Consider the following 24,609-nt stretch of genomic DNA (forward strand, 5'->3'; position numbering starts at 1 on the left):
CCGCCCCGGAACGCCCGCGCCCGTCCGCGCGCCGGTTCAGTCGCGGCGCCAGCCCTCCGCCTCCACCGTGTCCGTGTCCCCGGCGGCGAGCCTGCCGAAGAGCCGGAGCACGTCCTCGGTGGTGGCCTTCTCGATCACGCCGGGGACGAGCGAGTCGTCCTCGACGTTCTCCCAGAGCAGCAGCCCGCCCGCGTAGGCGGTCAGGGACCAGCCGGACTCGTGGGTGAGCGAGATGTCCGGGTTCTCGCGGTCCGTCTCGCCGAGGGAGGCCACGGCCTCCCGCACGGCGTCGGCGTCGGGCTCCTCGACCGGAGTGCCCGTGATGTCGTACATGAAATAGGTCATGCCACTCATTAGCTCATCACCGCCGCCGGACCGGGGCACCGGCCCGGCGGCGGTGACGACAGTCCTCAGCGGACACGCCCCCGCTTGGCATCCATGGAGGCCCGCCCCTCCGCTCCCCTGCGCTTCCACTCGCGCAGGAGCTCGGTGCGGACGCGGGCGTCGGTCTTGGCGACGATCCGCTGGTTCTCGCGCAGCAGCTTGCGGTAGCTGTCGAGCCGCCGGACGGAGAGGGACCCGTCCTCGATGGCGGCATTCACCGCGCAGCCCGGCTCGGAGAGGTGGGCGCAGTCGTGGAAGCGGCAGCGCCCGGCCAGTTCCTCGATCTCCGAGAAGACCTGGCCGACGCCCTCCTCCGCGTCCCAGAGTCCGACCCCGCGCAGCCCGGGGGTGTCGATGAGCACCCCGCCCTGCGGCAGGACCAGCAGGTTCCGGGTCGTGGTGGTGTGGCGGCCCTTTCCGTCGACGTCACGGGTGGCCATCACCTCCATCACGTCCTCGCCGAGCAGGGTGTTGGCGAGGGTCGACTTGCCCGCGCCGGAGATGCCGAGGAGCACGCTCGTACCGCTGGAGACGAGAGCGGTGAACACGTCGACGCCCTCGCCGGTGTGGGAGCTGACCGTCAGTACCTGCGCACCGGGCGCCACGGCCGCGACGTCCTCGGTGAGGTGCGCGAGCGTGGCCGCGTCCGGCACGAGGTCCGCCTTGGTCAGGACGACCACGATCCCGGGCTGTCCGCCGGCCTCCGCGTCGCCGCCCAGCAGGGCGTCGCCGCTGGAGCTGGAGAGGGCGAGCGCGAGGAACCGTTCGAGCCGGCCGAGGTCGAGTTCGACCGCGAGGGACACGCAGATGACGATGTGGTCGATGTTGGTGGCGAGCACCTGCCCCTCGGAACGCTGCGAGGAGGTCGACCGTACGAAGGCCGTGCGCCGCGGCAGCAGCGTACGGACGAACAGCGGGTCACCGTCGGGGTCGACGGCCACCCAGTCCCCGGTGCAGATGATCCGCATCGGGTCTCGGGGCACGACGAAGGCGGTGTCCGCCCGGAGCGTGCCGGAGGGAGTGATCACGTCGCACTGGCCCCGGTCCACCCGCACCACACGCCCGGGCAGGAGTCCCTGCGCGGCGTACGGGGCGAAGGCGGCGGCCCAGTCGTCGTCCCAGCCGTAGGGCGTGAGGGGGTGCGACGGGGCCGGGAGGCCGGAGAGAGCGGTGAGGGAGGAGAAAGACAAGGGGAAACCCTTCACAGGGTGGCCCCGGCAACGCGCGCTTCGGCGCGGAGAGAAGTGAAGGTCAGCCGGTGGCCACAGGGGGGAGAACAGAGCTCGTCCGATTGCGGGCAGCGCCCGTCGCCATGACAGTCATCAATGTCCTCACCTCCTGGTTCCTCGCCGGTGGCCGTTCGCCGACCCGGCGCCCCGTGCGGTGTCGCAGGGGAACGCTGTCCACCCTAGCCAGTCGCCCCCGGCGCCCGTCAACGCAATTACCGGGAGCCCTTCGTACCTGGCCGGCCACAACCGTGCGCGCTTCCGCGACCCCGCGCCGGAGTTACGCGTAAATCTCCCTCGTTCAGGTGATAAGCGTGCACAACACCCGGTCCGCCACGGTTAGGGTGCCGAGCATGACCTCATCCCAGACGTCCACCTACCCCTACTCCCCTGCCCAGTTGGGCACCCAGATCGTGATCGGATGGAGCGGCCGGAACCCTGAGAGCGGACACGACGTCGCCTTCCTTCTGACCTACTCCCTCGGGGACGGGCGGGACGGTCCGCTGGTCGGTGAGGCCTCCATGCGGACGGCGCTCGAACGGGCCGGCCTCCGGGTCGGCGGCGGCGTCGCGAACGCGGCCGAGCAGCCCGGACTCCAGGTCAAGCTCCTCGTCCAGTCCGGGCAGGCCGTCCTGACCCTCCCCCACTTCACCGCTCAGTACCCGGCACCCGCCGAGTGGCTGGCCGCCGCCGAGGACCAGGGCCAGGTGTACGGCATGTTCGCGACCCGCCCGTGGCCCGAGGCGGTGCCCGGGCGACCGGTGTCCGAGGACCAGTTGCGCGCGTACGCCGCGAATCCCGAGATCGTCGCCACGTCCGCCCACTGCCTGATGCCGGTGCGCGCGCTCGGCTGATCGTCCCGGTCCGCCGGACCCCCCGCCCCTCCGGGCCCTCCCGCTCCTGCGGACACGACGATGCCCACCACCCCCCGTGGGGTGGTGGGCATCGTCACGAGCGGTGCCTCACCTGCGGGCACGGGCGGCGGCGAGGAGATCCCCGCCGGCCGCCCGGCCGCGCGGGGGTCAGTTGTTGCCGGCGCCGTTGCCCGAGAGGACCGGGATGTCGTCCAGGACGTGCGACAGCGGCTCGTCGCCCTTGGCCTGCGTGGAGTTGTCCGCGCACTGCTGGTTCTGCGGGTTGGACAGGACGTTGACGTCCTGGACCGTGATCGGGATGAGCCCGATCAGCGAGCCCACGTTGGCCTTGACCGGCACACCGAGGCACAGGTCGTTCAGCGTGCCCTGGATGAGCTGGTTGTTGGGGCTGAAGGCGCCCCGGGTCTCGCTGTTGCCGACCTCCGACTCGGCGCCGTTCCCGTTGACCGTCGTGGTGCCGCCGTCGTTGCCGATAGCCAGGGCCATCGGGGCCGCGGCGACGGACAGACCGATCAGGGACACAGCCATTGCCGCGCCGGTCATCATCTTCTTCATCACGCTTCACCTTTCGGAGCGTTCCGTTGTGGAACGTATTGATCAACCCCGCGCCGCAGATTCGGTTGCGCAGTACCACTCAAATGGGTTTGATCTGGCGTGGAATAGACGCCTTTGGCCTACTGTTCGGGCGATTTGCGATGATTTCGCGCAGCCGGAACGCGGGGAGTCGCGGGCACGGGCTCGGGGCGTCGGTCCGCCGCCCGCCACTCGGCGAACAGCCGGTCGTAGATGGGGGTGTCGCTCTCCGCGGGCCACTGCCCGTGCGGCGGATTCTGACTGTCGTACTGGTCCATGGGAGAGCCCTACCCCCGCTCGGCCGCCGCGGCGGCCGGACTGCGGCATCCGGCCCAACGGCCCCACCGGGCGGGCCGGGGAGCCGGGCCGTCCACGGGCCCGCGCCGTGCGGGAGCCGCACCCGGCGGTACGCCCCACACGTGCGGCCGGGCCGGCCGGGAGCGCCGGCACGGACCGCGGATACGACGAAAGGCCTGCCCCTCCGTGCGCCCGAATGATCGGTCGTACGGGGAACAGGCCCCAAGCGGTCGGGTGCTGGTGCACCGCCGGGTGCGGGGAGGCGCCGTCGCGGCACCGCCCCGCACCCGTGCGCGTCAGCTGTTGCCGACGCCGTTGCCCGACAGGATCGGAAGGCCGTCCAGGATGTGCGACAGCGCCTCGTCGCCCTTCGCCTGGGTCGAGTTCTCGGTGCACTGCTGGTTCTGCGGCGAGGACAGCACGTTGATGTCCTGGACGGTGATCGGGACCAGGCCGATGAGCGAACCGAGGTTGGCCTTGGCCGGCAGCGCGATGCAGGGCTTGTTCAGCGAGCCCTGGATGAGCGCGAACTGCGGGCTCCAGTCGCCGTGGGTGGCGGAGTTGCCGTAGGACTGCACGGCGCCGTTGCCGTTGACGGAGGTGGTACCGCCGTCGTTGCCGATGGCCATGGCGGACGGCGCGAACGCGGCGGAGACGCCGACGACGGACGCCGCGACGGCGGCGGAGGTCATAATCTTCTTGAACATGGAAATGCCCTTCTCGAAATGTCTGCGTGCCCGCCTGTCCGGAGCGATCTGATCAACTCGCGGATGCGGGATTGGTTGCGCCGGTTCACTCAAATGGCGTTGCGCCACCGGGAGTCGGACTCCGGACCCGAACTCGCTTCCGGCGCGCGGTACCTTTCCGCTCGGACCGGCCGCGGGAAAGGCGGTGCCGGTGACCGGGCGTCAGCCGCCGAGCGAGAGTCCGCCCAGGAGTGGCGTCGCGCCCTTGGCGGCGCTCTTCGCCTCACCGGCGAGCTTGCCGACGGTGCCGTCCTTCTTCATCGTCTCGGTCGCGCCGTCCACGGTGCCGCCGAGCGCGTCGACGACCTGCGGAGCGTTGTCCATGACCTGGTTCAGGCCGGTGTCGAGGCTGAAGACGGGGGCGGTGGGGGCTGCCGCGACGGCGAACGCGGGGGCGGCCGTTCCGAGGGCGACCACCGAACCGGCAAGAAACGCGGCGCTCTTCGCGTACTTCACTTTCAGCTTCCCTTCTGGAGCGGCAGCCGTATCGGCCGCTCAGGGCGACCGCACACAAGCCTTCTTTGGTTGTGCCTCCTGCCGCTTGCACCAGGACAACGAGCCCGGATGGCCCCGGAAACTGTGTGGGACGGAATTTTCCGGACGTTCTCCGGAGCCCGTCCCCCGGACTCGCGGGGCCGTTCTCCATGGCGGAAGACGAAGGCCCCGGGTCGCCGAGGCGATCCGGGGCCGACCATGAGTGAGCTCGGCTCACCCGGTCCTTCGTCAGGCGTTGACGCAGGTGTTGCCGAAGGCCGGGTTCAGCAGGCCGATCACGTTGATCGTGTTGCCGCAGAGGTTGATCGGAATGTGGACCGGAACCTGGATGACGTTCCCGGAGAGAACGCCCGGGGAACCGACGGCTGCGCCCTCGGCACCGGCGTCGGCCATGGCGGGGGCGGCGGCACCCAGCGCCATCAGGGTTCCGGCGGCGACGGCGGCAACCTTGGTGTACTTCATTTTCATCCCTTTCTCGCGGCGGAGTCCGAGGCGGTCACGCATTTCGTGCCGCACGAGCGTTCTGTCGATCGCTCGCCACTCCGACGCTTTCCTTCATAACGAGGAGCGGGCGGAATCGAAACTCTCACAGGAGAGATTTTCCGGAAATCCACTCGCATGGTGCGATGATCCGACGGCTTCCGGCGCCGCGACAGGAACGCGGGCACGGACGGGCCGTCACGGACAATGCCGCGGAGACGACAGCGGACGGGCCCGGGCCGGACGGGGAGGAAGGCCGTCGACCCGGGCCCTGCGGTGCGCGTGGATCAGTTGTTGGCGGCGCCGTTGCCGGAGAGGATCGGGATGTCGTCCAGGATGTGCGACAGCGCCTCGTCGCCCTTCGCCTGGGTCGAGTTCTCGGTGCACTGCTGGTTCTGCGGCGAGGACAGCACGTTGACGTCCTGGACCGAGATCGGGACCAGGCCGATGAGCGAACCGAGGTTGGCCTTGAGCGGCAGCCCGACGCAGGGCTTGTTCAGCGAACCCTGGACCAGACCGAACTGCGGGCTCCAGTCGCCATTGGTCTCGGAGTTGCCGTAGGACTGCGTGGCACCGTTGCCGTTGACCGAGGTCGTGCCGCCGTCGTTGCCGATGGCCATGGCCTGCGTGGCCCCGAGACCGAGGATGGATGCGGCGACGGCACCCGTCGCCAGAACCTTCTTGATCACGATTAACCCTTCTCGTACTCGTTGCCCCGTGGAGGAGCGGCCTGATCAACTCGCTGCTCACGCTTTGGTTCTCCGCATTCACCCGATTGCCCGGCGGCCCTCTCACCCACCTGCGGAGACTCGGGAATCACTGCCCGTCCGAGTGGGCGTCCGACCGCACGTACGACACCGTTTTCGGCGCCTGCACGGCCCCGACGGGCGCGCTTCACCGGGACGCCCGCGGGGTTCTTCCGCCCTCTCGCACGCGGGCGCCCTCGCCACGGAAAGAGAAAGACGGGACTTCCGGGTTGCATGCGTCACGGAAATCGCACCGCCGGACGCCCGCCCCGGCCGCAGCCCCGGCCGCGGCCGTCGAGGGGACGCCCGGCGGAACACGCCACCGGAGAATGGTTGTTGAGGCAACCTTTCTCGGACCGTGCGTCATTCTCGCATTCGCCCACAACCCGTTCGAGTGAGAAAAACTTTCCCGTCAGCCTTCCGAGTTTCCATCGCGGGCGCGTTTCGTTAGGGCTGTTATCCAGCGCGCACGTGGGACGTCTACCCCGCCAAGGTCTCCGGCCCCGGTCGCACAGTGAAGCCCGTCCGGCATTCCTCGGGCGAGTCCACTCATACGGAATTTCCAAGGAAGAGCAGAAAATGCGACAGGTTCTGAAGAAAAACACGCTGCTCATCGCCGCCGCCACGGGGCTCCTCTCCGTAGCCGGCGGCCAGGCGTACGCCGACGCCGGTGCGTCGGGCGCGGCGGTCGACTCCCCCGGCGTCGGCTCAGGAAACGTGGTCCAGGTCCCCGTCCACGTCCCGGTCAACCTGTGCGGCAACACGGTGAACATCATCGCGCTGCTCAACCCGGCCTTCGGCAACACCTGCGTCAACGCGGACGCCCCCAACCTGCCGCCGGTCGACCAGCCGCCCGTGGACCAGCCGCCCGTGGACCAGCCGCCGGTCGACCAGCCGCCCGTGGACCAGCCCCCGGTCCACCAGCCGCCCACCGACCAGCCCCCGGTCGACCAGCCCCCCACCGACCAGCCCCCGGTCCACCAGCCCCCCACCGACCACCCGCCCGTGGACCAGCCGCCGGTCGACCAGCCCCCCACCGCTCAGCCGCCCACCGACCAGCCGCCTGCGGAGGAGCCCCCGGCGGAGGAGCCCCCGGCCGACGAGCCGCCGTCGGGTACGCCCGTCGCACCGGCTCCGCCGGAGCTCGCCGAGACCGGCGCGGCCCGTACGGGTCTGGCCGCCGGTACGAGTGCCGCGATGCTGCTCGGCGGGGTGCTGCTGATGCGCCGTGCCCGGGACGCGCGCAACTGACGTATGGCGCGCGGAAGGCACGGCCGGGGAGCGTCCGCTCCCCGGCCGTGCCTTCCGTCGTGTCCGGGGGAGTCCTGAATCCGCAGTCCGGCAGGTACGCCGACCGGTACGCACGCCAACCGGTGCGGCCGGTCAGCCGGTGACGCGTTCGAAGATCGCGGCGAGGCCCTGGCCGCCGCCGATGCACATGGTCTCCAGGCCGTAGCGGGCTCCGGACCGGTGCATCTCCCGGCTGAGGGTGGCCAGGATGCGGGCGCCGGTGGCGCCGACGGGGTGGCCGAGGGAGATGCCGGAGCCGTTGACGTTGATCCGCTGCTCGTGGTCCTTCTCGCCGAGGCCCAACTCGCGTGTGCAGGCGAGGACCTGGGCGGCGAACGCCTCGTTGATCTCGATGAGGTCGAGGTCGGCGAGGGTGAGTCCGGCACGCTCCAGTGCCGTCCGGGTGGCGGGGACCGGGCCGATGCCCATGGTCGAGGCGGGGACACCGGCGCGGGCAAAGGAGACCAGCCGCACCAGCGGGGTCAGGCCGAGGCGTTCGGCGGTGGCGGCGCTGGTGACCAGGCAGGCGGCAGCGGCGTCGTTCTGGCCGCTGGCGTTGCCGGCGGTGACCGTCGCCTCCGGGTCGGACTTCCCCAGCACCGGTCGCAGCGCGGCCAGTTGCTCGGCGGTGGTGTCGGGGCGGGGGTGCTCGTCGGCGTTCACGGTCTGCTCGCCCTTGCGGGTCCGGACGGTGACGGGGACGATCTCCGCGTCGTAGCGGCCCTCGGCGGCGGCACGGGCGGCGCGCTGCTGGGAGCGCAGGGCAAGGGCGTCCTGGTCCTCGCGGCTGATCCCGTACGTCCGCCGCAGGTTCTCGGCCGTCTCGATCATGCCGCCGGGGACGGGGTGGTGGAGGCCGCCGGCGGTGGCACGGCCGCGCGCGAGGGAGTCGTGGAGCTGGAGGCCCGGGCCCTTGATGCCCCAGCGTCCGTCGTGGGTGTAGTACGGGGCGGCGCTCATGACGTCGACGCCGCCCGCGATCACGACCTCGCTGAAGCCCGTACGAATCTGCATCGCCGCGTCCAGGACGGCTTGGAGGCCCGAGCCGCAGCGCCGGTCGATCTGCGTGCCGGTGACGGTGACGGGGAGCCCCGCGTCGAGTGCGGCGACCCGGCCGATGGCGGGTGCCTCGGAGGTCGGGTAGGAGTGGCCGAGGACGACCTCGTCGATCCGGTCGGGGTCGATGCCGGTCCGCGCGACGATCTCGGAGACGAGGCGTGCGGCGAGGGCGGCGGGTGCCGACCCCGCGAAGGAGCCGCCGAAACGGCCGATCGGGGTGCGCAGCGGTTCGCAGACGACGACGTCGAGCGGGTCGGTCACGGTGGGACCTCTCTACGGGGACGGCTCACGGCCGGGACGGCGTGCGAGGGCAACTGCGGGGTGGCGCGGTGTGCTCCGGCCCCGAGGGTATGCGGGTGGCGCACGCCGCTCCATGACGCCGGTCACGGTGAGGTGTGCCACCGGGCCGATTCCGTTGCCGTACCCGCCCGGTCCGCCGGCACTGTCTACGCTGGGCCCGGCCGGACCCGTCGTCGGAAGGACCCTCTGTCATGCGGATCAGGATCGTCGGGGCCGGAGCGATGGGCCGGGGTATCGCGCAGTGGGCCGCCGCGGGCGGGCACACCGTGGAGTTGACGGACGTGCGGCCGGAGGCGGTGGCCGATGCCCTCGGCCACGTACGGTCCATGCTGGAGCGGTCGGTGGCCAGGGGGAGGCTGAGCGAGGCGGACGCCGCTTCGGCGGTGGAACGGATCGTGCCGCTGGACGACCCGTTCGCGGCCGGGCCCGGGGTGGACCTGGTCGTCGAGGCGGTGCGGGAGGACCTGGAGACCAAGGCCGAGGTGTTCGGGAAGCTGGAAGGGGTGCTCCCCGCGTCCACCGTGTTCACGACCAACACGTCCTCGCTGTCGGTGACCCGCATCGCGGCGACGCTCACCGATCCCTCGCGCCTGGCGGGGCTGCACTTCTTCAACCCGGTGCCGCTGATGAGGATCGTGGAGGTGGTGCCGGGGGCGGCCACCCGGCCGGAGATCCCGGCGGTCCTCACCGCGCTGGTGGAGGGGTGCGGGCACCGCGCGGTGACCGTCTCCGACACCCCGGGGTTTCTCGTCAACCACGCGGGGCGCGGGCTGGTGACGGAGGCGTTGGCGCTGCTGGAGGAGTCGGTGGCGGGTCCGGCGGACATCGACCGGATCGCCCGGGACGTCCTGGGGCTGCGGATGGGACCGTTCGAACTGATGGACCTCACCGGGCTGGACGTGACGGCCGCCGTCATCGACTCGATCTGGACCGGCTTCCGGCACGAGGCCCGGCTCCGCCCCTCCTATCTCACCCCGAACCGGGTGGCCGCGGGGCTGCACGGTCGCAAGACGGACCGGGGCTGGTTCGGTTACGGGGCCCGGGAAGCGGGCGGCCCCGCCCCGGAGCGGCCGGTGACCGGCGACGCGGGGAGGCCGGTGTTCCTCGCGGCCGGGGACCTGCCCGCCGGTGACGCGTACACCGCGGCCCTGCTCGGTTCGCTGGATGCGGCGGGGGTGCGGATCGAGCGCGGCGCCGCGCCGTCCGCGCGCGCCGTGGTGCTGGTACCGGTCTGGGGCACCACCGTCGCCGCAGCGGTCGCCGGGCAGGGGCTGCCGCCGGAGCGGACCTTCGGGGTCGATCCGCTGCCGCCGGCGGCCCGGCGCCGGGTGCTGGCGGTGACTCCGGCAGGCGATCCGGTGGCGGCCAGGGACGCCCGTGCGGTGCTGGCCCGGGCGGCCGACGGCACCGAGCCGCACGCCGTGTCGGTGGTGCGGGACACGGCGGGCTCCGTCGCCCAGCGGCTGCTGGCCTCCGTGGTCTCGGTGGCGGCGTCCATCGCGGAGCGGTCGCTCGCCACACCGGCCGGTATCGACCTCGCCGTCACCACCGGGCTCGGCTATCCGGAGGGTCCGCTGGCGTGGGGCGACCGGGTCGGGGCGGTACGGATGCGGGAGTTGAGCCGTGCCCTGTACGCGACGACCGGTGACCCGCGCCACCGCCCGACCCGCTGGGTCACCGAACGGGCTCAGCTGGGGCTGTCGTTGACCGATCCGGGGACAGCCCCGGAGGACTGCTGAGGCGTGGGCGTCCGGGGGACGACCGCGCGTCCGGAACGCCCGTCCCGGTCCTACTTCGGCGGCCCCGGCCGCCAGGTGGAGCCGCCGACCGGGCCGTCGGCGGGGTCCTTCGGCTCCTGGCCCTCCGCGTCGTCCCAGTGCGCCTCGTCCTCCCGGCGGGCCTGGCCGTCCCGGTGCGCCTTGTGTTCCCTGGTCTCCCTCGGCTCCTTGTCCCACGCCGCGTGCAGCCGGGACTTCAGGTCGTCCGGGGGCAGGAAGCGGGACCAGCGTTCGGGGAACTCGGAGGGCATGTCGCCGCCCTCGTCGGCGCCGTCCTCGTCGTCCGCGTACATCGCCCAGGCCGAGGGCCGGGTCCGGGCCACGAACTCGGCGGCCTGGGCGGCGCGGGCGAGGTCGTTGGCCTCGCGGGCGGCGGCCGTGGCCAGGGACGGCCACACGCGGTCGATGGCGGCGTTCACCGCGGCCCCGACGAGCACCGCGAAGGCAGAGACGCCGATCCACAGGAGTACGGCGATGGGGGCGGCCAGCGAGCCGTAGATGGTCGGGCCCTCCACGGTGCTGGTCAGGTAGAACCGCAGGACGAAGCTTCCGATCACCCACATCGCCAGGGCCACCAGTGCCCCCGGGACGTCCTCGATCCATGGTGACCGGACGGGGACGGACACGTGGTAGAGGGTGGTCAGGAAGGCGATGGTGAGCACGATGCCCAGCGGCCAGTACAGGACGGCGAGGACCTCGGTGCCCCAGGGGACGAGTTCGACCACCCGGTCGGGGCCCGCCACCAGCAGCGGCAGCACCACCGCCCCCAGCAGCAGGGCGACGACGTACAGCAGGAAGGCGAGCAGGCGGGTCTTGACGATGCCGCGCTGGCCGTCGAGTCCGTACATCACGGTGATGGTCTCGACGAAGACGTTCACCGCCCGGGAGCCCGACCACAGGGCGATGGCGAAACCGATGGAGATGACGTCGGGGCGGGCCCCGTGGGTGATGTCGTCCAGGAGCGGCTTCGCGAAGTCGTTGACGCCGCGCTCGGAGAGGACGGCCTGCGCGGCGTCGAGGATGTTGCGCTCGATGGAGGCGACCGTGGTGGTGGACGTCCAGTCGTCGACGTACCCGAGGAGGCCGATCAGCCCGAGCAGCAGGGGTGGCAGGGACAGCAGGGTGAAGAACGCCGCCTCGGCCGCGAGCCCCAGGATGCGGTACTCCATGCACGAGTTGACGGTGTCCTTGAGCAGATGCCACGCCATCTGCCGCTTGGAGACGTTGCGGTAGAGAACTCGGGCACGGTGGAGCCGGCTCGATCTCCGCTCGGGTGTTTCATTTGCTGCCTGCACGTCCTTACCGTATCGGCATGGCAGCCACCACCCACACAGTGACCAATCAGGTACCGCCGCTGGTCGGCTACGACGTCTTCGGCGCGGACAGCGCCCTGTCCGAAGCGGTGGAACGACATCTCGACCCCGCAATCCTGCCCGAGGCCCGGCAGGAGCTGAGCACGCTCGGGCAGGCGGCCGGATCGGCCCAGGCGCACGAGTGGGGGGCGCAGGCGAACGAGAATCCGCCGAAACTGCGCACTCACGACCGATACGGACACCGGATCGACGAAGTCGAGTTCCATCCGGCGTGGCACCGGCTGCTGGGTCACGCCGTGACCGCCGGTCTCACGGACGCCTGGGGCAGGGAGGGCGGCCATGTGCGGCGCGCGGCCGGCTTCCTGGTCTGGACGCAGGCCGAGGCGGGGCACGGCTGCCCGCTGTCGATGACGCACGCGGCGGTACCCGCCCTCCGTACCGATCCGGCGCTCGCCGCCGTGTGGGAGCCGCTGCTGACCTCGCACATGTACGAGGAGGGGCTGCGGCCCGCGACGGAGAAGTCCGGGGTCCTCTTCGGGATGGGGATGACCGAGAAGCAGGGTGGTACGGACGTCCGCTCCAACACCACCCGGGCCGAGCCGCTGGCCGCCGACGGCGAGTACCTGCTCACCGGGCACAAGTGGTTCTGTTCCGCGCCCATGTCGGACGGTTTCCTGGTGCTGGCGCAGGCCCCGGGCGGCCTGACCTGCTTCCTGGTGCCCCGGGTACTGCCGGACGCGACCCGGAACGTGTTCGCGATCCAGCGGCTCAAGGACAAGCTGGGCAACAAGTCCAACGCTTCGAGCGAGGTCGAGTTCGACGGGACGTGGGCCCGCCGGGTCGGCGAGGAGGGGCGGGGGGTGCGCACCATCATCGAGATGGTCGCGGCGACCCGGCTGGACTGCGTCGTGGGTTCCGCCGCGCTGATGCGGCAGGCGGTGGCGCAGGCGATCCACCACAGCACCCACCGGAGCGCGTTCGGCGGCCTGCTGATCGAGAAGCCGCTGATGCGCAACGTGCTGGCCGACCTGGCGCTGGAGTCGGAGGCGGCGACGGTGCTGGGCATGCGGCTGGCCGCCGCGTACGACGCCGACACGGAGGAGGAGCGGGCGTTCCTGCGGCTCGCGGTGCCCGCCGCGAAGTACTGGGTGACCAAACGGTGCACCGCGGTGGTCGGCGAGGCTCTGGAGTGCCTGGGCGGCAACGGGTACGTCGAGGAGTCCGGGATGCCCCGGCTGTTGCGCGAGGCGCCGCTCAACTCCATCTGGGAGGGCTCGGGCAATGTGCAGGCCCTCGATGTGCTGCGCGCCCTCCAGCGGGAGCCGAGGGCGCTGGACGCGCTGCTGCGGGAGGTCGGGAGGGCACGGGGAGCCGATCACCGGCTGGACGGGGCGATCAAGGACCTGCTGACCGAACTGGCCGATCTGGACGGGGTCGAGGCGCGTGCCCGGCGGATCGTCGAGCGGATGGCGCTGGTGCTCCAGGGGTCGCTGCTGGTGCGCTGGGCGCCGCCGGAGGTCGCCGACGCGTTCTGCGCCTCGCGGCTGGGCGGTGACTGGGGTTCGGCGTTCGGGACGCTGCCGCACACGCTCGACCTGGCGTCCGTCGTCTCCCGGGCACGGCCGGTCGTGGACACGCGCTGAGCTCCACCGGGTCGGTCCGGCGGCGGGCGGCCGACGGGCGCGGGGCCGCCGGGGACAGCGAAGGAGGGTGGTGCTGCGCCGACACGGCACCACCCTCCCCGCCGGTGCTGCACCGGGCGGCGCCGGCGCGAAGCCGCGCCGAACGGTGTGGACACATCTTCACCCTTCGCCCGAGGCTTGGCCAGAGTTGCAAAGGGTTGCAAGCGGGGCGGGCACGTGACACGCGCGGGCCCCGCCGACGACAGGATGAGTACCTTGGGACCCCGACCGGGGCCCGAGGCACCTTGTGTGGGGGAGAACTCGTGAAACCTGTGAGGGAGACGGGCCCTGCCCGAACGCCCCCGCCGGCGCCCGCCGACGCGGTACGCGCGCTGCGCCGGGCCCGCGAGGCGCGGCTCTCGGGCCGTCGTACCGGTGCGGCACCGCGGGCGGAGATCGACGCTTCCTGGTCCCGGGCGCTGCGCAGCGGGGTCGATCCGGAGCGGGCGCCGGACGGTGCGCTGATGGAGGCCGAGGAGATCGAGCACGAGCGGCGTTCCACGGCGCTCGGCGCGGTGATTCCGTTGCTGCGCGAGGGGCTGGCCTCCTTCGTGGACGTCACCCGGCAGATCATGGTGGTCACCGACGCGCAGGGGCGCGTGTTGTGGCGGCAGGGCGACCGTTCCGTGCTGCGGCGGGCGGAGGGCATCCGGCTGGAGGAGGGCGCCACCTGGACCGAGCCGGTGCGGGGGACCAATGCGATCGGTACGTCGCTGGCCGCGCGTACCCCCGTTCGGGTGCACTCCGCGGAGCATTTCGTGGACGTCCTGCAAAGCTGGACGTGCGCCGCGTCCCCCGTGCGCGATCCGCGTGACGGGCGGTTGATCGGCGTCGTCGACGTCAGCGGTCCGGAGACCACCTTCCACCCGGCGACCCTGGCCCTGGTGGATTCGGTGGCCAAGCTCGCGGAGAGCGAGATACGCAACCGGCATCTGGCGACGATCGAGCGGCTGCGGTCCGTGGCGGCGCCGATCCTCTGCCGGATCGGCGGCCGGGTCCTCGCCGTCGACACCCATGGATGGCTGGCGGCGGTGGCCGGGATGCCGCCGGTGGACCGGCTTCCGCTGCCCAAGTCGCTCGCCCCCGGCCGGGTGTGGTTCCCGTCGCTGGGGATGTGCCGGGTGGAGCCGCTGCCCGGGGGCTGGCTGGTCCAGGTGGCGGACGGGGCGTCCCAGAACGCCTCGGACGGGCCGCCGCGCCGGGTGGTGCTGGACCTGGGGCGCGCCGGGCAGCCGGTGGTGCACGTGGCGGGGCCGGTGGGGACCTGGACGCAGCGGCTCTCGCCCCGGCACGCCGAGATGCTGTACGCGCTGGCGCTGCGCAAGGAGGGGTGCACGGCCTCCGAGCTGGCGGCGGAGATCTTCGGTGACGGAACCCGCACGGTGACGGTGCGCGCCGAGATGTCGCGGATGCGCCGTCACCTCGCGGAGGTGCTGACCCACCGCCCGTACCGCTTCCGGGAGGGGGTCGACGTGGAGGTCGTGCACCCGGAGGAGCCGGCCGATCTGCTGCCGCACTCGACGGCGCCGGTGGTGGTACGGGCCAGGACGGCGCCACGGAGCCGCTGAGGGCAAGGGCGTTCCCGGCGTGGCGTGCGGGGCACGGCCCGGACGCCCCGGACGAGGCCACCGGACGAGGCCACCGGAGGACGGCCCCGGACGTGGACGCCTCGGCGCCCCGGAGAACGCTCCGTGCCGGCGGGTCCGGGCCCCCCGCCTCTCCGCACCGGTGGCCGTCGTGGTTCCCTGACGCCCATGAACAGCCCCGATCGCCCCGCCACCCCCACCGCCGATGTGACCACCTGGTCCCTGGAACAGACCTCCCCCGCCGATCTCGAACCCGCGAAGGCGCCGGACGACGACGTGACGATCGTCCGTGCCGAGGTGCCGTCACCGGAGTTCAGCCGCTTCCTCTACACGGCGGTCGGCGGGGACGTCCGGTGGACGGACCGGCTCGGCCTGACGTACGCGCAGTGGCAGGAGATCGTGGACCGGCCGGGGGCCGAGACGTGGGTGGCGTACGTGAACGGGACGCCGGCCGGGTACGTCGAGCTGGACCCGCAGGGCGACGGCGTCGTGGAGATCATGTACTTCGGGCTCCTTCCCGCCTTCCGGGGGCGCCGGATCGGCGGCCATCTGCTCGGTGTGGGCGCCGCACGCGCCTGGGACCTCGCCGAGCGGTGGCCCGGACTGCGGGCGACCCGCAGGGTGTGGGTGCACACCTGCTCGCTGGACGGTCCGCACGCCCTGGCCAACTACGAGCGCCGGGGGTTCCGGCTCTTCGACACGAAGGTCGCGCCGGAACCCGTGGTCGCGGCGCCCGGGCCGTGGCCGGGGGCGTTCTCCGTCTGAGCGGGTGGTGCGCGCGCCGGAGCATCCCGGCGCGCGCCCCGGCGCATCCGGGCGTGTCCCCGGCGCACTCACCCCTGCTGAGCAGGGAGTCCATCAGCTGAACACCCCTCCGACCAGGGGCCCGTGGGAACCTTTGGGACATTGCGGGACCAATGATGACCCAATAAAGGTGCGCACGGGTGACGCAAGCCACAGCATCTCAGCGTACGAGACGATCTCGTCCGCATGATGGATAGCTATGGACTGGCCGGAGATGCGCGTGACACGCTTCCGTCATGTCTGGAACTGGAATTGCCTTGGTGAGTCGACGTCACGTCGACCTCTGCCGCATGTCCAGCGCCATCTGTCCGGCGGGCTGAGAGTCCCAGCACCGCCGCGCTCCCTTCCTCTGCAAGCCCCGTCGCACCACCGCGTCCACGCGAGTGCGCAGCTCAGAGCCGCCCTCCCGCAGTCCCGAAGGACGTATTGTCATGGCCGCTACCCCTGAACAGCCTGCGACCACCACGCCTCGCCGCAAGGCCGGACGCCACCGCGGCGAAGGTCAGTGGGCGATGGGGCATTACACCCCCCTCAACGGGAACGAGCAGTTCAAGAAGGACGACGACGCTCTCAATGTGCGCGCCCGCATCGAGAACATCTACTCCAAGCGGGGTTTCGACTCGATCGATCCGAACGACCTTCGTGGACGCATGCGTTGGTGGGGTCTGTACACCCAGCGCAAGCCCGGCATCGACGGCGGCAAGACCGCCGTGCTGGAGCCGGAGGAGCTGGACGACCGCTTCTTCATGCTCCGCGTACGCATCGACGGCGGCCGGCTGACCTCCGCCCAGCTGCGGGTGATCGGTGAGATCTCCCAGCAGTACGCCCGTGGCACCGCGGACATCACGGACCGTCAGAACATCCAGCTGCACTGGATCGCCATTGAGGACGTCCCTGCGATCTGGGAGAAGCTGGAGGCCGTCGGGCTCTCCACCACCGAGGCGTGCGGCGACTGCCCCCGCGTGATCATCGGTTCACCGGTGGCCGGCATCGCGGCCGACGAGATCATCGACGGCACGCCGGCGGTGGACGAGATCCACGAGCGGTACATCGGCAACAAGGAATTCTCCAACCTGCCCCGGAAGTTCAAGACCGCGATCTCCGGTTCACCGGTCCAGGACGTGGTCCACGAGATCAACGACATCGCCTTCGTCGGCGTCGAACACCCCGAGCACGGGGCCGGGTTCGACGTATGGGTCGGCGGCGGTCTCTCCACCAACCCGCGGTTCGCCGAACGCCTGGGCGCCTGGGTGCCGTTGGACGAGGTACCGGACGTGTGGGCCGGGGTCGTCGGGATCTTCCGCGACTACGGTTACCGCCGGCTGCGCACCCGCGCCCGGCTGAAGTTCCTGATGGCCGACTGGGGTCCCGCCAAGTTCCGCCAGGTGCTGGAGGACGAGTACCTCAAGCGTCCGCTGCTCGACGGTCCCGCCCCCGCGCAGCCCACCTCCCGCTGGCGCGACCACATCGGCGTGCACGAGCAGAACGACGGGAACTTCTACGTCGGCTTCGCCCCGCGCGTCGGCCGGGTGGACGGTGCCACGCTCACCAAGATCGCGGACCTCGCGGCCTCGCACGGTTCGGACCGGCTGCGCACCACTGTCGAGCAGAAGATGATCGTCCTCGACGTGGCGCCCGACCAGGTCGAATCGCTGGTCGAAGGGCTGGAGGCGCTGGACTTCCAGGTCCGCCCCTCGTCCTTCCGGCGCGGCACGATGGCCTGCACCGGAATCGAGTTCTGCAAGCTGGCGATCGTCGAGACGAAGGCGCGTGGCGCCTCGCTCATCGACGAACTGGAGCGCCGCCTCCCGGACTTCGACGAGCCGCTCACCATCAACATCAACGGGTGCCCCAACGCCTGTGCCCGTATCCAGACCGCGGACATCGGTCTCAAGGGTCAGTTGATGCTGGACGGCGAGGGCAACCAGGTCGAGGGCTACCAGGTCCATCTGGGCGGCGCACTCGGCCTGGAGGCCGGTTTCGGCCGCAAGGTCCGCGGCCTGAAGGTCACTTCGGCCGAGCTGCCGGAGTACGTCGAGCGCGTGCTGGGCCGCTACCAGGAGGAGCGCGAAGAGGGCGAGCGCTTCGCCACGTGGGCGGCGCGCGCCACCGCGGAGTCGCTGTCATGAGCGAGCGAGCCGCGCCGTTCTACTGCCCGTACTGCGGCGACGAGGACCTGCGCCCGCACGAGACCGGGCACGGCGCCTGGGAATGTGCGTCCTGCAACCGCGCGTTCCAGCTGAAGTTCCTGGGCCTGCTGACCCAGGGACTGGTGCGTGACGGAGCGGAAGGGGAACGCACATGACGGACACTCTGCGGGCCGACGGACTCACCGAGGCCGAGCTGGAGCAACTCGCCGAGCGGGCGGGCCGGGAGCTGGAGGACGCCTCGGCGCTGGACATCCTCGGCTGGGCGGCGGACACCTTCGGCGAGCGGTTCTGCGTCACCTCCTCGATGGAGGACGCGGTGGTGGCCCATCTCGCGTCGCGGGCCCGGCCCGGCGTGGACGTGGTCTTCCTCGACACCGGCTACCACTTCCCCGAGACCATCGGGACGCGGGACGCGGTGGAGGCGGTGATGGACGTGAAGGTCATCACGTTGACGCCCCGTCAGTCGGTGGCCGAGCAGGACGCCGAGTACGGCCCGAAGCTGCACGACCGCGACCCCGACCTCTGCTGCGCGCTGCGCAAGGTGAAGCCGCTCGAAGTGGGGCTGACCGGCTACACGGCCTGGGCGACCGGGCTGCGCCGCGACGAGTCCCCGACCCGGGCCGGCACCCCGGTGGTCGGCTGGGACGCGAAGCGCCGCAAGGTGAAGGTCTCGCCGATCGCCCGCTGGACGCAGGACGACGTGGACGCCTACGTGCTGGAGCACGGCGTGCTCACCAACCCGCTGCTGATGGACGGTTACGCCTCCGTCGGCTGCGCGCCCTGCACCCGCCGGGTGCTGGAGGGCGAGGACGCGCGCGCCGGACGCTGGGCGGGTCGGGGCAAGACCGAGTGCGGGCTGCACGGCTGATGACGACTGATCAGGAGATATCGATGAGCGTGACGGAGACGGGAGCCACCGTCTGGCTGACCGGTCTGCCGAGCGCGGGCAAGACCACCATCGCGTACGAACTCGCGGGCCGGCTGAAGAGCGGCGGCCACCGCGTGGAGGTCCTCGACGGTGACGAGATCCGGGAGTTCCTCTCCGCGGGTCTCGGCTTCTCCCGCGAGGACCGCCACACGAACGTGCAGCGGATCGGCTTCGTCGCCGAACTGCTCGCGGCGAACGGCGTGAAGGTGCTGGTTCCGGTGATCGCTCCGTACGCGGACAGTCGTGACGCCGTCCGTAAGCGGCACCACTCCGAGGGCACCCCGTACCTGGAGGTGCACGTGGCCACGCCGGTCGAGGTGTGCTCCGCGCGCGACGTGAAGGGGCTGTACGCCAAGCAGGCCGCGGGCGAGATCAGCGGGCTCACCGGGGTCGACGACCCCTACGAGGCGCCCGAATCGCCCGACCTGCGCATCGAGTCGCACCAGCAGACCGTGCAGGAGTCCGCAAGCGCGCTCCACGCGCTGCTCACCGAGAGGGGCCTGGCGTGACGTCCGTCGCCACCGTGCCGGAAGGCACCGTCCACCCGTACGCGCTCAGCCACCTGGACTCGTTGGAGTCGGAGGCGGTGCACATCTTCCGTGAGGTGGCGGGGGAGTTCGAGCGGCCGGTGATCCTGTTCTCCGGCGGCAAGGACTCCATCGTGATGCTCCACCTCGCGCTGAAGGCCTTCGCCCCCGCACCCGTCCCCTTCACGCTGCTGCACGTCGACACCGGGCACAACTTCCCCGAGGTCCTCGACTACCGCGACCGCACGGTGGCCGCCCACGGGCTGCGCCTGCACGTCGCCTCCGTCCAGGAGTACATCGACGCCGGGACCCTGCGCGAACGCCCCGACGGCACCCGCAACCCCCTGCAGACCCTCCCCCTCACCGAGGCGATCCAGCAGCACCGCTTCGACGCCGTCTTCGGCGGCGGACGCCGCGACGAGGAGAAGGCCCGCGCCAAGGAACGCGTCTTCTCCCTGCGCGACGAGTTCTCCCAGTGGGACCCCCGCCGCCAGCGCCCCGAACTCTGGCAGCTCTACAACGGCCGCCACGCCCCCGGCGAACACGTCCGCGTCTTCCCGATCTCCAACTGGACCGAACTCGACGTCTGGCAGTACATCCAGCGCGAAGGCATCGAGCTCCCCGCCATCTACTTCGCCCACCACCGCGAGGTCTTCAACCGCAACGGCATGTGGCTCACCGCCGGCGACTGGGGCGGCCCCAAGGACACCGAGCCCACCGAGACCCGCCTCGTGCGCTACCGCACCGTCGGCGACATGTCCTGCACCGGAGCCGTCGACTCCGACGCCACCACCCTCGACGCCGTCATCACCGAGATCGCCGCCTCCCGCCTCACCGAACGCGGCGCCACCCGCGCCGACGACAGGATGAGCGAAGCCGCGATGGAAGACCGCAAGCGCGAGGGGTACTTCTAAATGACCACCACCACACACCCGGCGAACGCCATACCGGCCGAGACCACGCTGCTGCGCTTCGCCACCGCCGGCTCCGTCGACGACGGCAAGTCCACCCTCGTCGGCCGCCTCCTGCACGACTCCAAGTCGGTCCTCACCGACCAGCTCGAAGCCGTCGAGCACGCCTCCCGCAACCGCGGCCAGGACACCCCCGACCTCGCCCTCCTCACCGACGGCCTGCGCGCCGAGCGCGAGCAGGGCATCACCATCGACGTCGCCTACCGCTACTTCGCCACCCCCCGGCGCCGGTTCATCCTCGCCGACACCCCCGGGCACGTGCAGTACACCCGCAACATGGTCACCGGCGCCTCCACCGCCGAACTCGCCGTCGTCCTCGTCGACGCCCGCAACGGCGTCGTCGAACAAACCCGCCGCCACGCCGCCGTCGCCGCCCTCCTGCGCGTCCCCCACGTCGTCCTCGCCGTCAACAAGATGGACCTCGTCGGGTACGCGGAGCCGGTGTTCGCAGCGATAGCCGAGGAGTTCACCGCCTACGCGGCCTCGCTCGGCGTCCCGGAGATCACCGCGATCCCCATCTCCGCGCTGGCCGGGGACAACGTCGTGGACCCGTCCGCGCACATGGACTGGTACGGCGGGCCGACGGTCCTGGAGCACCTGGAGACCGTTCCGGTCAGCCACGACCTCACCGAGTGCCCCGCGCGCTTCCCGGTGCAGTACGTGATCCGGCCGCAGACCGCCGAGCACCCGGACTACCGGGGCTACGCGGGCCAGATCGCCTCCGGCGTGCTGCGGGTGGGCGAGCCCGTGACCGTACTGCCCTCGGGCCGTACGACGACGGTCTCGGGCATCGACGCGCTGGGCGTGAGCGTGGACACCGCGTGGGCCCCGCAGTCGGTGACCGTGCGGCTCGCGGACGACGTGGACGTCTCGCGCGGCGACCTGATCGCCCCGAGCGGCAGCCTCCCGGCCGCTACCCAGGACGTCGGGGCGACCGTCTGCCACGTCGCGGACCAGCCGCTCAAGGTCGGCCAGCGGGTGCTGCTGAAGCACACCACGCGCACGGTCAAGGCGATCGTGAAGGACATCCCCTCGCGGCTCACGCTCGACGACCTCTCCCAGCACCCCGCCCCGGGGCAGCTGGTCGCCAACGACATCGGGCGGGTGGTGGTACGTACCGCCGAACCGCTCGCGCTCGACGCGTACGCCGACTCCCGGCGTACCGGCTCGTTCCTGCTGATCGACCCCGCGGACGGTACGACCCTCTCGGCCGGCATGGCGGGCGCCTCGTTCGCCGAAGCCGCCCGGGGCGCGTCCGTACCCGAAGCGGCCGACGACGACGCCGAATGGGACTTCTGATGGGAACCGATTTCTTCTCCTCCTTCGCGAAGGAGGGCGGCCGGGTGGGCAGCGGTGCTCTCGGCAGCGGCCAGGGCGGGGTGGCGCGATGTGCGCGATGACGTACGCGCACTGCCTGCGCGCCCTCCCGCACCACACGCACCGCCCGTACAGACGAAGACCTGCCGACTGCCCGGTCACGCCCTCGGAGACCCGAGGGACGTAGAGCCCGGCCAACGAGAGGAAAGCCTCCCGTGCCAGCCACCCGTACCACCGTCCGCCGCAGCCTCGTCGCTGCCGCCGCACTGCCGCTGCTCGCCGTGGTTCTCACCGCCTGCGGCTACGGCTCCGAGTCGACCGACGACGACTCGAAGAAGACGGACGCCGCCGCCACCGCCGGGGCGAAGAAGCTCTCCGCGGACACCGTGAGCATCGGGTACTTCCCGAACCTCACGCACGCCACCGCCCTGGTCGGAGTCCAGGAGGGCACTTTCCAGAAGGAGCTCGGCGGTACGAAGGTCAAGACCTCGACCTTCAACGCGGGCCCTTCCGAGATCGAGGCGCTCAACGCCGGTTCGATCGACATCGGCTTCATCGGCCCCTCTCCGTCCATCAACGGCTTCACCAAGTCCCAGGGCAAGGGCCTGCGGATCATCGGTGGTTCGGCCTCCGGCGGCGTGAAGCTCGTCGTCAACCCGGACAAGATCAAGACGCTGGCGGACCTCAAGGGCAAGAAGATCGCCACCCCGCAGCTCGGCAACACCCAGGACGTGGCGTTCCTCAACTGGATATCCGAGCAGGGCTGGAAGGTCGACGCGCAGAGCGGCAAGGGCGACGTCTCCGTCGTCCGCTCGGACAACAAGGTGACGCCGGACGCGTACAAGGCCGGTTCCCTGGACGGCGCCTGGGTCCCCGAGCCGACCGCGTCCAAGCTGGTCTCCGAAGGCGCCAAGGTGCTGCTCGACGAGACGACGCTGTGGCCGGACAACAAGTTCGTCATCACCAACATCATCGTGTCGCAGAAGTTCCTGACCGAGCACCCCGACGTGGTCGAGGCGGTCCTGCGCGGTTCGGTGAAGACGAACAAGTGGATCAACGAGAACCCGGACCTGGCCAAGGCGTCCGCCAACAAGGCGCTGGAGGCGCTCAGCGGCAAGGCGCTCGCCCCCGAGATCCTCGATCCGGCCTGGAAGTCGATCCTGGTCACCAATGACCCGCTGGCCGCCACGCTGAACGCGGAGGCCGACCACGCGGTGAAGGCGGGCCTGCTGGAGAAGCCCAACCTGGACGGCATCTACGACCTGACCCTGCTCAACAAGGTCCTCAAGGCCGAGGGCGAGCCCGCGGTCGACGACGCCGGTCTCGGCGTCAAGTAGTCCGTCCGCCCACCCGAACCAGGATTCCCAGGAGGTGACGACCATGGCGACCAGCACCCTCACCAAGGCCGAGGACCGCGCGTCGGTCGAGCACGCCGCTCGTATCACCCACGTCTCGAAGTCCTTCGCCGGACCCACCGGTCAGCAGCTCGTCCTGGACGACATCACGCTCGATGTCGCTCCCGGCGAGTTCGTCACCCTCCTGGGAGCCTCCGGGTGCGGCAAGTCGACACTGCTCAACCTGGTGGCGGGGCTCGACCGCCCGTCCGCGGGGTCCATCGAGACCCCCGGCGGGCGGCCGGCCCTGATGTTCCAGGAGCACGCCCTCTTCCCGTGGCTGACCGCGGGCAAGAACATCGAACTCGCCCTGCGGCTGCGCGGGGTGCCCAAGGCCGAGCGCCGCCCCGAGGCGGAGCGGCTGCTCGAACTCGTACGCCTCGGCGGGGCGTACGGCAAGCGGGTGCACGAACTCTCCGGCGGTATGCGCCAGCGGGTCGCGATGGCCCGCGCGCTCGCCCAGGACAGCCGGCTGCTGCTGATGGACGAGCCGTTCGCGGCGCTCGACGCGATCACCCGTGACGTGCTGCACGACGAACTCACCCGGATCTGGCGGGAGACCAACGCCTCGGTCCTCTTCGTCACCCACAACGTGCGTGAGGCGGTGCGCCTCGCGCAGCGGGTCGTCCTGCTGTCGTCCCGGCCGGGACGGATCGCCCGCGAGTGGACGGTCGGCATCGAACACCCGCGCCGCATCGAGGACTCCGCCGTGGCGGAGCTCTCCGTCGAGATCACCGAAGAACTGCGTGGGGAGATCCGCCGCCATGGCCAGCACTGACATCAAGTCCGCCGCACCGGCGGGCGCGGCCGGTACCGCGAAGCGCGACGACCTCGCGGGGCTGGAGGCCGGACTCGACGCGCTGGACGCCGTACAGGTCCGGCGCACCCCGGTACGGGAGGTCCTCGGCCAGAAGGTCCTGCCGCCGGTCCTCGCGGTGGTCCTGGTCGTCCTGGTCTGGCAGGTGCTGGTCTGGGCGAAGGTCACCGACGACTACAAGCTTCCGCCGCCGTCCGCCGTCTGGGACAGCGCGTCCGACATGTGGGTCAAGGGCACGCTGCTGGAGGTCATCTGGACGAGCGTCTCGCGCGGTCTGCTCGGCTTCGTGCTCGCGGTCCTCATCGGCACCCCGCTCGGTCTGCTGGTCGCCCGGGTACGGGTCGTCCGCGCGGCGCTCGGTCCGATCCTCTCCGGTCTCCAGTCGCTTCCCTCGGTGGCCTGGGTCGCCCCGGCCGTCATCTGGCTCGGTCTCGTGGACCGGACGATGTACGCGGTGATCCTGCTCGGCGCCGTACCGTCGATCGCCAACGGCCTGGTCGCCGGCGTCGACCAGGTCCCGCCGCTCTTCCTCCGCGCGGGCCGCACCATCGGCGCCACCGGGCTGCGCGGCACCTGGCACATCGTGCTGCCGGCGGCACTCCCCGGCTACCTCGCGGGGCTGAAGCAGGGCTGGGCCTTCTCCTGGCGCTCCCTGATGGCGGCGGAGATCATCGCCTCCTCTCCCGATCTCGGCCTGGGTCTCGGGCAGTTGCTGGAGAACGGCCGCAACAACTTCGACATGCCCGGCATCTTCCTGTCGATCCTGCTCATCCTGTTCGTCGGTGTCGCGATCGACCTGCTGATCTTCAGTCCGCTGGAGCGGTGGGTGCTGCGCAGCCGCGGTCTTCTCGTCAAGAACTGAGTCACCCCC

24 protein-coding genes and 1 pseudogene are annotated in these 24,609 nt (G+C 71.3%); 16 read left to right on the plus strand and 9 right to left on the minus strand.

Annotation, left to right across the window (positions count from 1 at the left end):
- Positions 1–36: 36 nt before the first annotated feature.
- Positions 37–345, minus strand: coding sequence for a hypothetical protein (locus ACFZAX_RS00375; RefSeq protein ID WP_390957579.1), 309 nt, complete (start codon positions 343–345; stop codon positions 37–39).
- A gap of 65 nt (positions 346–410) precedes the next feature.
- Positions 411–1,574 carry a ribosome small subunit-dependent GTPase A gene (rsgA, locus tag ACFZAX_RS00380; protein WP_390957582.1) on the minus strand — a complete coding sequence of 388 codons (1,164 nt, stop codon included), beginning with the start codon at positions 1,572–1,574 and terminating at the stop codon, positions 411–413.
- Between the two features lie 389 nt (positions 1,575–1,963).
- Between rsgA and ACFZAX_RS00385 the strand changes: the two genes are divergently transcribed.
- Positions 1,964–2,464 (plus strand): DUF5949 family protein, encoded by a 501-nt coding sequence (locus ACFZAX_RS00385; protein ID WP_390957584.1) that lies wholly within the window; start codon positions 1,964–1,966, stop codon positions 2,462–2,464.
- A gap of 168 nt (positions 2,465–2,632) precedes the next feature.
- Here ACFZAX_RS00385 and ACFZAX_RS00390 read toward each other — a convergent pair whose 3' ends face one another.
- The 5 genes from ACFZAX_RS00390 to ACFZAX_RS00410 form a co-directional block, all read right to left on the minus strand.
- Positions 2,633–3,040, minus strand: a complete 408-nt coding sequence (locus ACFZAX_RS00390; protein ID WP_390957585.1) for a rodlin — start codon at positions 3,038–3,040, stop codon at positions 2,633–2,635.
- 611 nt (positions 3,041–3,651) lie between these two features.
- A complete protein-coding gene (locus ACFZAX_RS00395; protein ID WP_390957587.1) occupies positions 3,652–4,062 on the minus strand; it encodes a rodlin in 411 nt (136 codons plus the stop codon).
- A gap of 201 nt (positions 4,063–4,263) precedes the next feature.
- Complete coding sequence (locus ACFZAX_RS00400) at positions 4,264–4,557, minus strand: hypothetical protein (protein WP_390957589.1); 294 nt, start codon at positions 4,555–4,557, stop codon at positions 4,264–4,266.
- Positions 4,558–4,824: 267 nt separating this feature from the next.
- The gene (locus tag ACFZAX_RS00405) at positions 4,825–5,058 is read right to left on the minus strand and encodes a chaplin family protein (RefSeq protein WP_390957591.1); all 234 of its coding nucleotides are present in this window, start codon (positions 5,056–5,058) and stop codon (positions 4,825–4,827) included.
- A 305-nt stretch (positions 5,059–5,363) separates the two neighbouring features.
- Complete coding sequence (locus ACFZAX_RS00410) at positions 5,364–5,765, minus strand: rodlin (RefSeq protein WP_390957593.1); 402 nt, start codon at positions 5,763–5,765, stop codon at positions 5,364–5,366.
- A 636-nt stretch (positions 5,766–6,401) separates the two neighbouring features.
- On the opposite strand from ACFZAX_RS00410, the gene ACFZAX_RS00415 reads away from it, so the two are divergent.
- Positions 6,402–7,073, plus strand: coding sequence for a chaplin family protein (locus ACFZAX_RS00415; protein ID WP_390957595.1), 672 nt, complete (start codon positions 6,402–6,404; stop codon positions 7,071–7,073).
- A 132-nt stretch (positions 7,074–7,205) separates the two neighbouring features.
- On the opposite strand, the gene ACFZAX_RS00420 is transcribed toward ACFZAX_RS00415, so the two are convergent.
- Positions 7,206–8,432, minus strand: coding sequence for an acetyl-CoA C-acetyltransferase (locus ACFZAX_RS00420; protein ID WP_390957597.1), 1,227 nt, complete (start codon positions 8,430–8,432; stop codon positions 7,206–7,208).
- A 230-nt stretch (positions 8,433–8,662) separates the two neighbouring features.
- Between ACFZAX_RS00420 and ACFZAX_RS00425 the strand changes: the two genes are divergently transcribed.
- Positions 8,663–10,210 (plus strand): 3-hydroxyacyl-CoA dehydrogenase NAD-binding domain-containing protein, encoded by a 1,548-nt coding sequence (locus tag ACFZAX_RS00425; RefSeq protein ID WP_390957599.1) that lies wholly within the window; start codon positions 8,663–8,665, stop codon positions 10,208–10,210.
- 50 nt (positions 10,211–10,260) lie between these two features.
- Here the strand turns inward: ACFZAX_RS00425 and ACFZAX_RS00430 are convergent, their stop codons facing one another.
- Positions 10,261–11,544, minus strand: a complete 1,284-nt coding sequence (locus ACFZAX_RS00430; RefSeq protein ID WP_390957601.1) for a YhjD/YihY/BrkB family envelope integrity protein — start codon at positions 11,542–11,544, stop codon at positions 10,261–10,263.
- A gap of 17 nt (positions 11,545–11,561) precedes the next feature.
- Between ACFZAX_RS00430 and ACFZAX_RS00435 the strand changes: the two genes are divergently transcribed.
- From ACFZAX_RS00435 to ACFZAX_RS00495, 13 genes and pseudogenes are all read left to right on the plus strand, one after another.
- Positions 11,562–13,205: an acyl-CoA dehydrogenase family protein gene (locus tag ACFZAX_RS00435; RefSeq protein ID WP_390957602.1), complete on the plus strand. Its 1,644-nt coding sequence runs from the start codon at positions 11,562–11,564 to the stop codon at positions 13,203–13,205.
- Between the two features lie 311 nt (positions 13,206–13,516).
- A complete protein-coding gene (locus ACFZAX_RS00440; RefSeq protein ID WP_390958375.1) occupies positions 13,517–14,812 on the plus strand; it encodes a GAF domain-containing protein in 1,296 nt (431 codons plus the stop codon).
- A 186-nt stretch (positions 14,813–14,998) separates the two neighbouring features.
- Positions 14,999–15,595, plus strand: a complete 597-nt coding sequence (locus tag ACFZAX_RS00445) for a GNAT family N-acetyltransferase (protein ID WP_390957604.1) — start codon at positions 14,999–15,001, stop codon at positions 15,593–15,595.
- A gap of 287 nt (positions 15,596–15,882) precedes the next feature.
- A pseudogene (locus ACFZAX_RS00450) lies at positions 15,883–15,954 on the plus strand (putative leader peptide); the annotation flags it as partial.
- Positions 15,955–16,065: 111 nt separating this feature from the next.
- Positions 16,066–17,763 (plus strand): nitrite/sulfite reductase, encoded by a 1,698-nt coding sequence (locus tag ACFZAX_RS00455; protein WP_390957606.1) that lies wholly within the window; start codon positions 16,066–16,068, stop codon positions 17,761–17,763.
- Positions 17,760–17,939 carry a hypothetical protein gene (locus tag ACFZAX_RS00460; RefSeq protein ID WP_327178782.1) on the plus strand — a complete coding sequence of 60 codons (180 nt, stop codon included), beginning with the start codon at positions 17,760–17,762 and terminating at the stop codon, positions 17,937–17,939. Before ACFZAX_RS00455 ends, ACFZAX_RS00460 begins: the two co-directional genes overlap by 4 nt.
- Positions 17,936–18,652, plus strand: a complete 717-nt coding sequence (locus ACFZAX_RS00465) for a phosphoadenylyl-sulfate reductase (RefSeq protein ID WP_390957608.1) — start codon at positions 17,936–17,938, stop codon at positions 18,650–18,652. The genes ACFZAX_RS00460 and ACFZAX_RS00465 overlap by 4 nt, the downstream gene beginning before the upstream one ends.
- Positions 18,652–19,221, plus strand: a complete 570-nt coding sequence (cysC, locus tag ACFZAX_RS00470; protein WP_390957610.1) for an adenylyl-sulfate kinase — start codon at positions 18,652–18,654, stop codon at positions 19,219–19,221. Before ACFZAX_RS00465 ends, cysC begins: the two co-directional genes overlap by 1 nt.
- Complete coding sequence (gene cysD, locus ACFZAX_RS00475; RefSeq protein WP_390957612.1) at positions 19,218–20,153, plus strand: sulfate adenylyltransferase subunit CysD; 936 nt, start codon at positions 19,218–19,220, stop codon at positions 20,151–20,153. The genes cysC and cysD overlap by 4 nt, the downstream gene beginning before the upstream one ends.
- A complete protein-coding gene (locus tag ACFZAX_RS00480; protein ID WP_390957613.1) occupies positions 20,154–21,509 on the plus strand; it encodes a GTP-binding protein in 1,356 nt (451 codons plus the stop codon). It abuts the gene before it with no gap.
- 233 nt (positions 21,510–21,742) lie between these two features.
- On the plus strand, positions 21,743–22,864 hold the full coding sequence (locus ACFZAX_RS00485; protein ID WP_390957615.1) for an aliphatic sulfonate ABC transporter substrate-binding protein: 1,122 nt from the start codon (positions 21,743–21,745) through the stop codon (positions 22,862–22,864).
- A 43-nt stretch (positions 22,865–22,907) separates the two neighbouring features.
- Positions 22,908–23,699, plus strand: a complete 792-nt coding sequence (locus ACFZAX_RS00490; RefSeq protein ID WP_390957617.1) for an ATP-binding cassette domain-containing protein — start codon at positions 22,908–22,910, stop codon at positions 23,697–23,699.
- Positions 23,686–24,600, plus strand: a complete 915-nt coding sequence (locus ACFZAX_RS00495) for an ABC transporter permease subunit (RefSeq protein WP_390957619.1) — start codon at positions 23,686–23,688, stop codon at positions 24,598–24,600. Before ACFZAX_RS00490 ends, ACFZAX_RS00495 begins: the two co-directional genes overlap by 14 nt.
- The last annotated feature ends 9 nt before the right edge of the window (positions 24,601–24,609 follow it).

The organism is Streptomyces sp. NPDC008125, from assembly GCF_042957125.1.
Lineage (GTDB): Bacteria > Actinomycetota > Actinomycetes > Streptomycetales > Streptomycetaceae > Streptomyces.

Excerpts from the sequence above, each read along its gene's own strand:
- ACFZAX_RS00375 (WP_390957579.1), bottom strand. The coding sequence starts at position 345 with ATGACCTATTTCATGTACGACATCACGGGCACTCCGGTCGAGGAGCCC.
- ACFZAX_RS00385 (WP_390957584.1), top strand. The coding sequence starts at position 1,964 with ATGACCTCATCCCAGACGTCCACCTACCCCTACTCCCCTGCCCAGTTG.
- ACFZAX_RS00390 (WP_390957585.1), bottom strand. The coding sequence starts at position 3,040 with ATGAAGAAGATGATGACCGGCGCGGCAATGGCTGTGTCCCTGATCGGT.
- ACFZAX_RS00395 (WP_390957587.1), bottom strand. The coding sequence starts at position 4,062 with ATGTTCAAGAAGATTATGACCTCCGCCGCCGTCGCGGCGTCCGTCGTC.
- ACFZAX_RS00405 (WP_390957591.1), bottom strand. The coding sequence starts at position 5,058 with ATGAAGTACACCAAGGTTGCCGCCGTCGCCGCCGGAACCCTGATGGCG.
- ACFZAX_RS00415 (WP_390957595.1), top strand. The coding sequence starts at position 6,402 with ATGCGACAGGTTCTGAAGAAAAACACGCTGCTCATCGCCGCCGCCACG.
- ACFZAX_RS00425 (WP_390957599.1), top strand. The coding sequence starts at position 8,663 with ATGCGGATCAGGATCGTCGGGGCCGGAGCGATGGGCCGGGGTATCGCG.
- ACFZAX_RS00435 (WP_390957602.1), top strand. The coding sequence starts at position 11,562 with ATGGCAGCCACCACCCACACAGTGACCAATCAGGTACCGCCGCTGGTC.
- ACFZAX_RS00445 (WP_390957604.1), top strand. The coding sequence starts at position 14,999 with ATGAACAGCCCCGATCGCCCCGCCACCCCCACCGCCGATGTGACCACC.
- ACFZAX_RS00455 (WP_390957606.1), top strand. The coding sequence starts at position 16,066 with ATGGCCGCTACCCCTGAACAGCCTGCGACCACCACGCCTCGCCGCAAG.
- ACFZAX_RS00460 (WP_327178782.1), top strand. The coding sequence starts at position 17,760 with ATGAGCGAGCGAGCCGCGCCGTTCTACTGCCCGTACTGCGGCGACGAG.
- ACFZAX_RS00465 (WP_390957608.1), top strand. The coding sequence starts at position 17,936 with ATGACGGACACTCTGCGGGCCGACGGACTCACCGAGGCCGAGCTGGAG.
- cysC (WP_390957610.1), top strand. The coding sequence starts at position 18,652 with ATGACGACTGATCAGGAGATATCGATGAGCGTGACGGAGACGGGAGCC.
- ACFZAX_RS00480 (WP_390957613.1), top strand. The coding sequence starts at position 20,154 with ATGACCACCACCACACACCCGGCGAACGCCATACCGGCCGAGACCACG.
- ACFZAX_RS00490 (WP_390957617.1), top strand. The coding sequence starts at position 22,908 with ATGGCGACCAGCACCCTCACCAAGGCCGAGGACCGCGCGTCGGTCGAG.
- ACFZAX_RS00495 (WP_390957619.1), top strand. The coding sequence starts at position 23,686 with ATGGCCAGCACTGACATCAAGTCCGCCGCACCGGCGGGCGCGGCCGGT.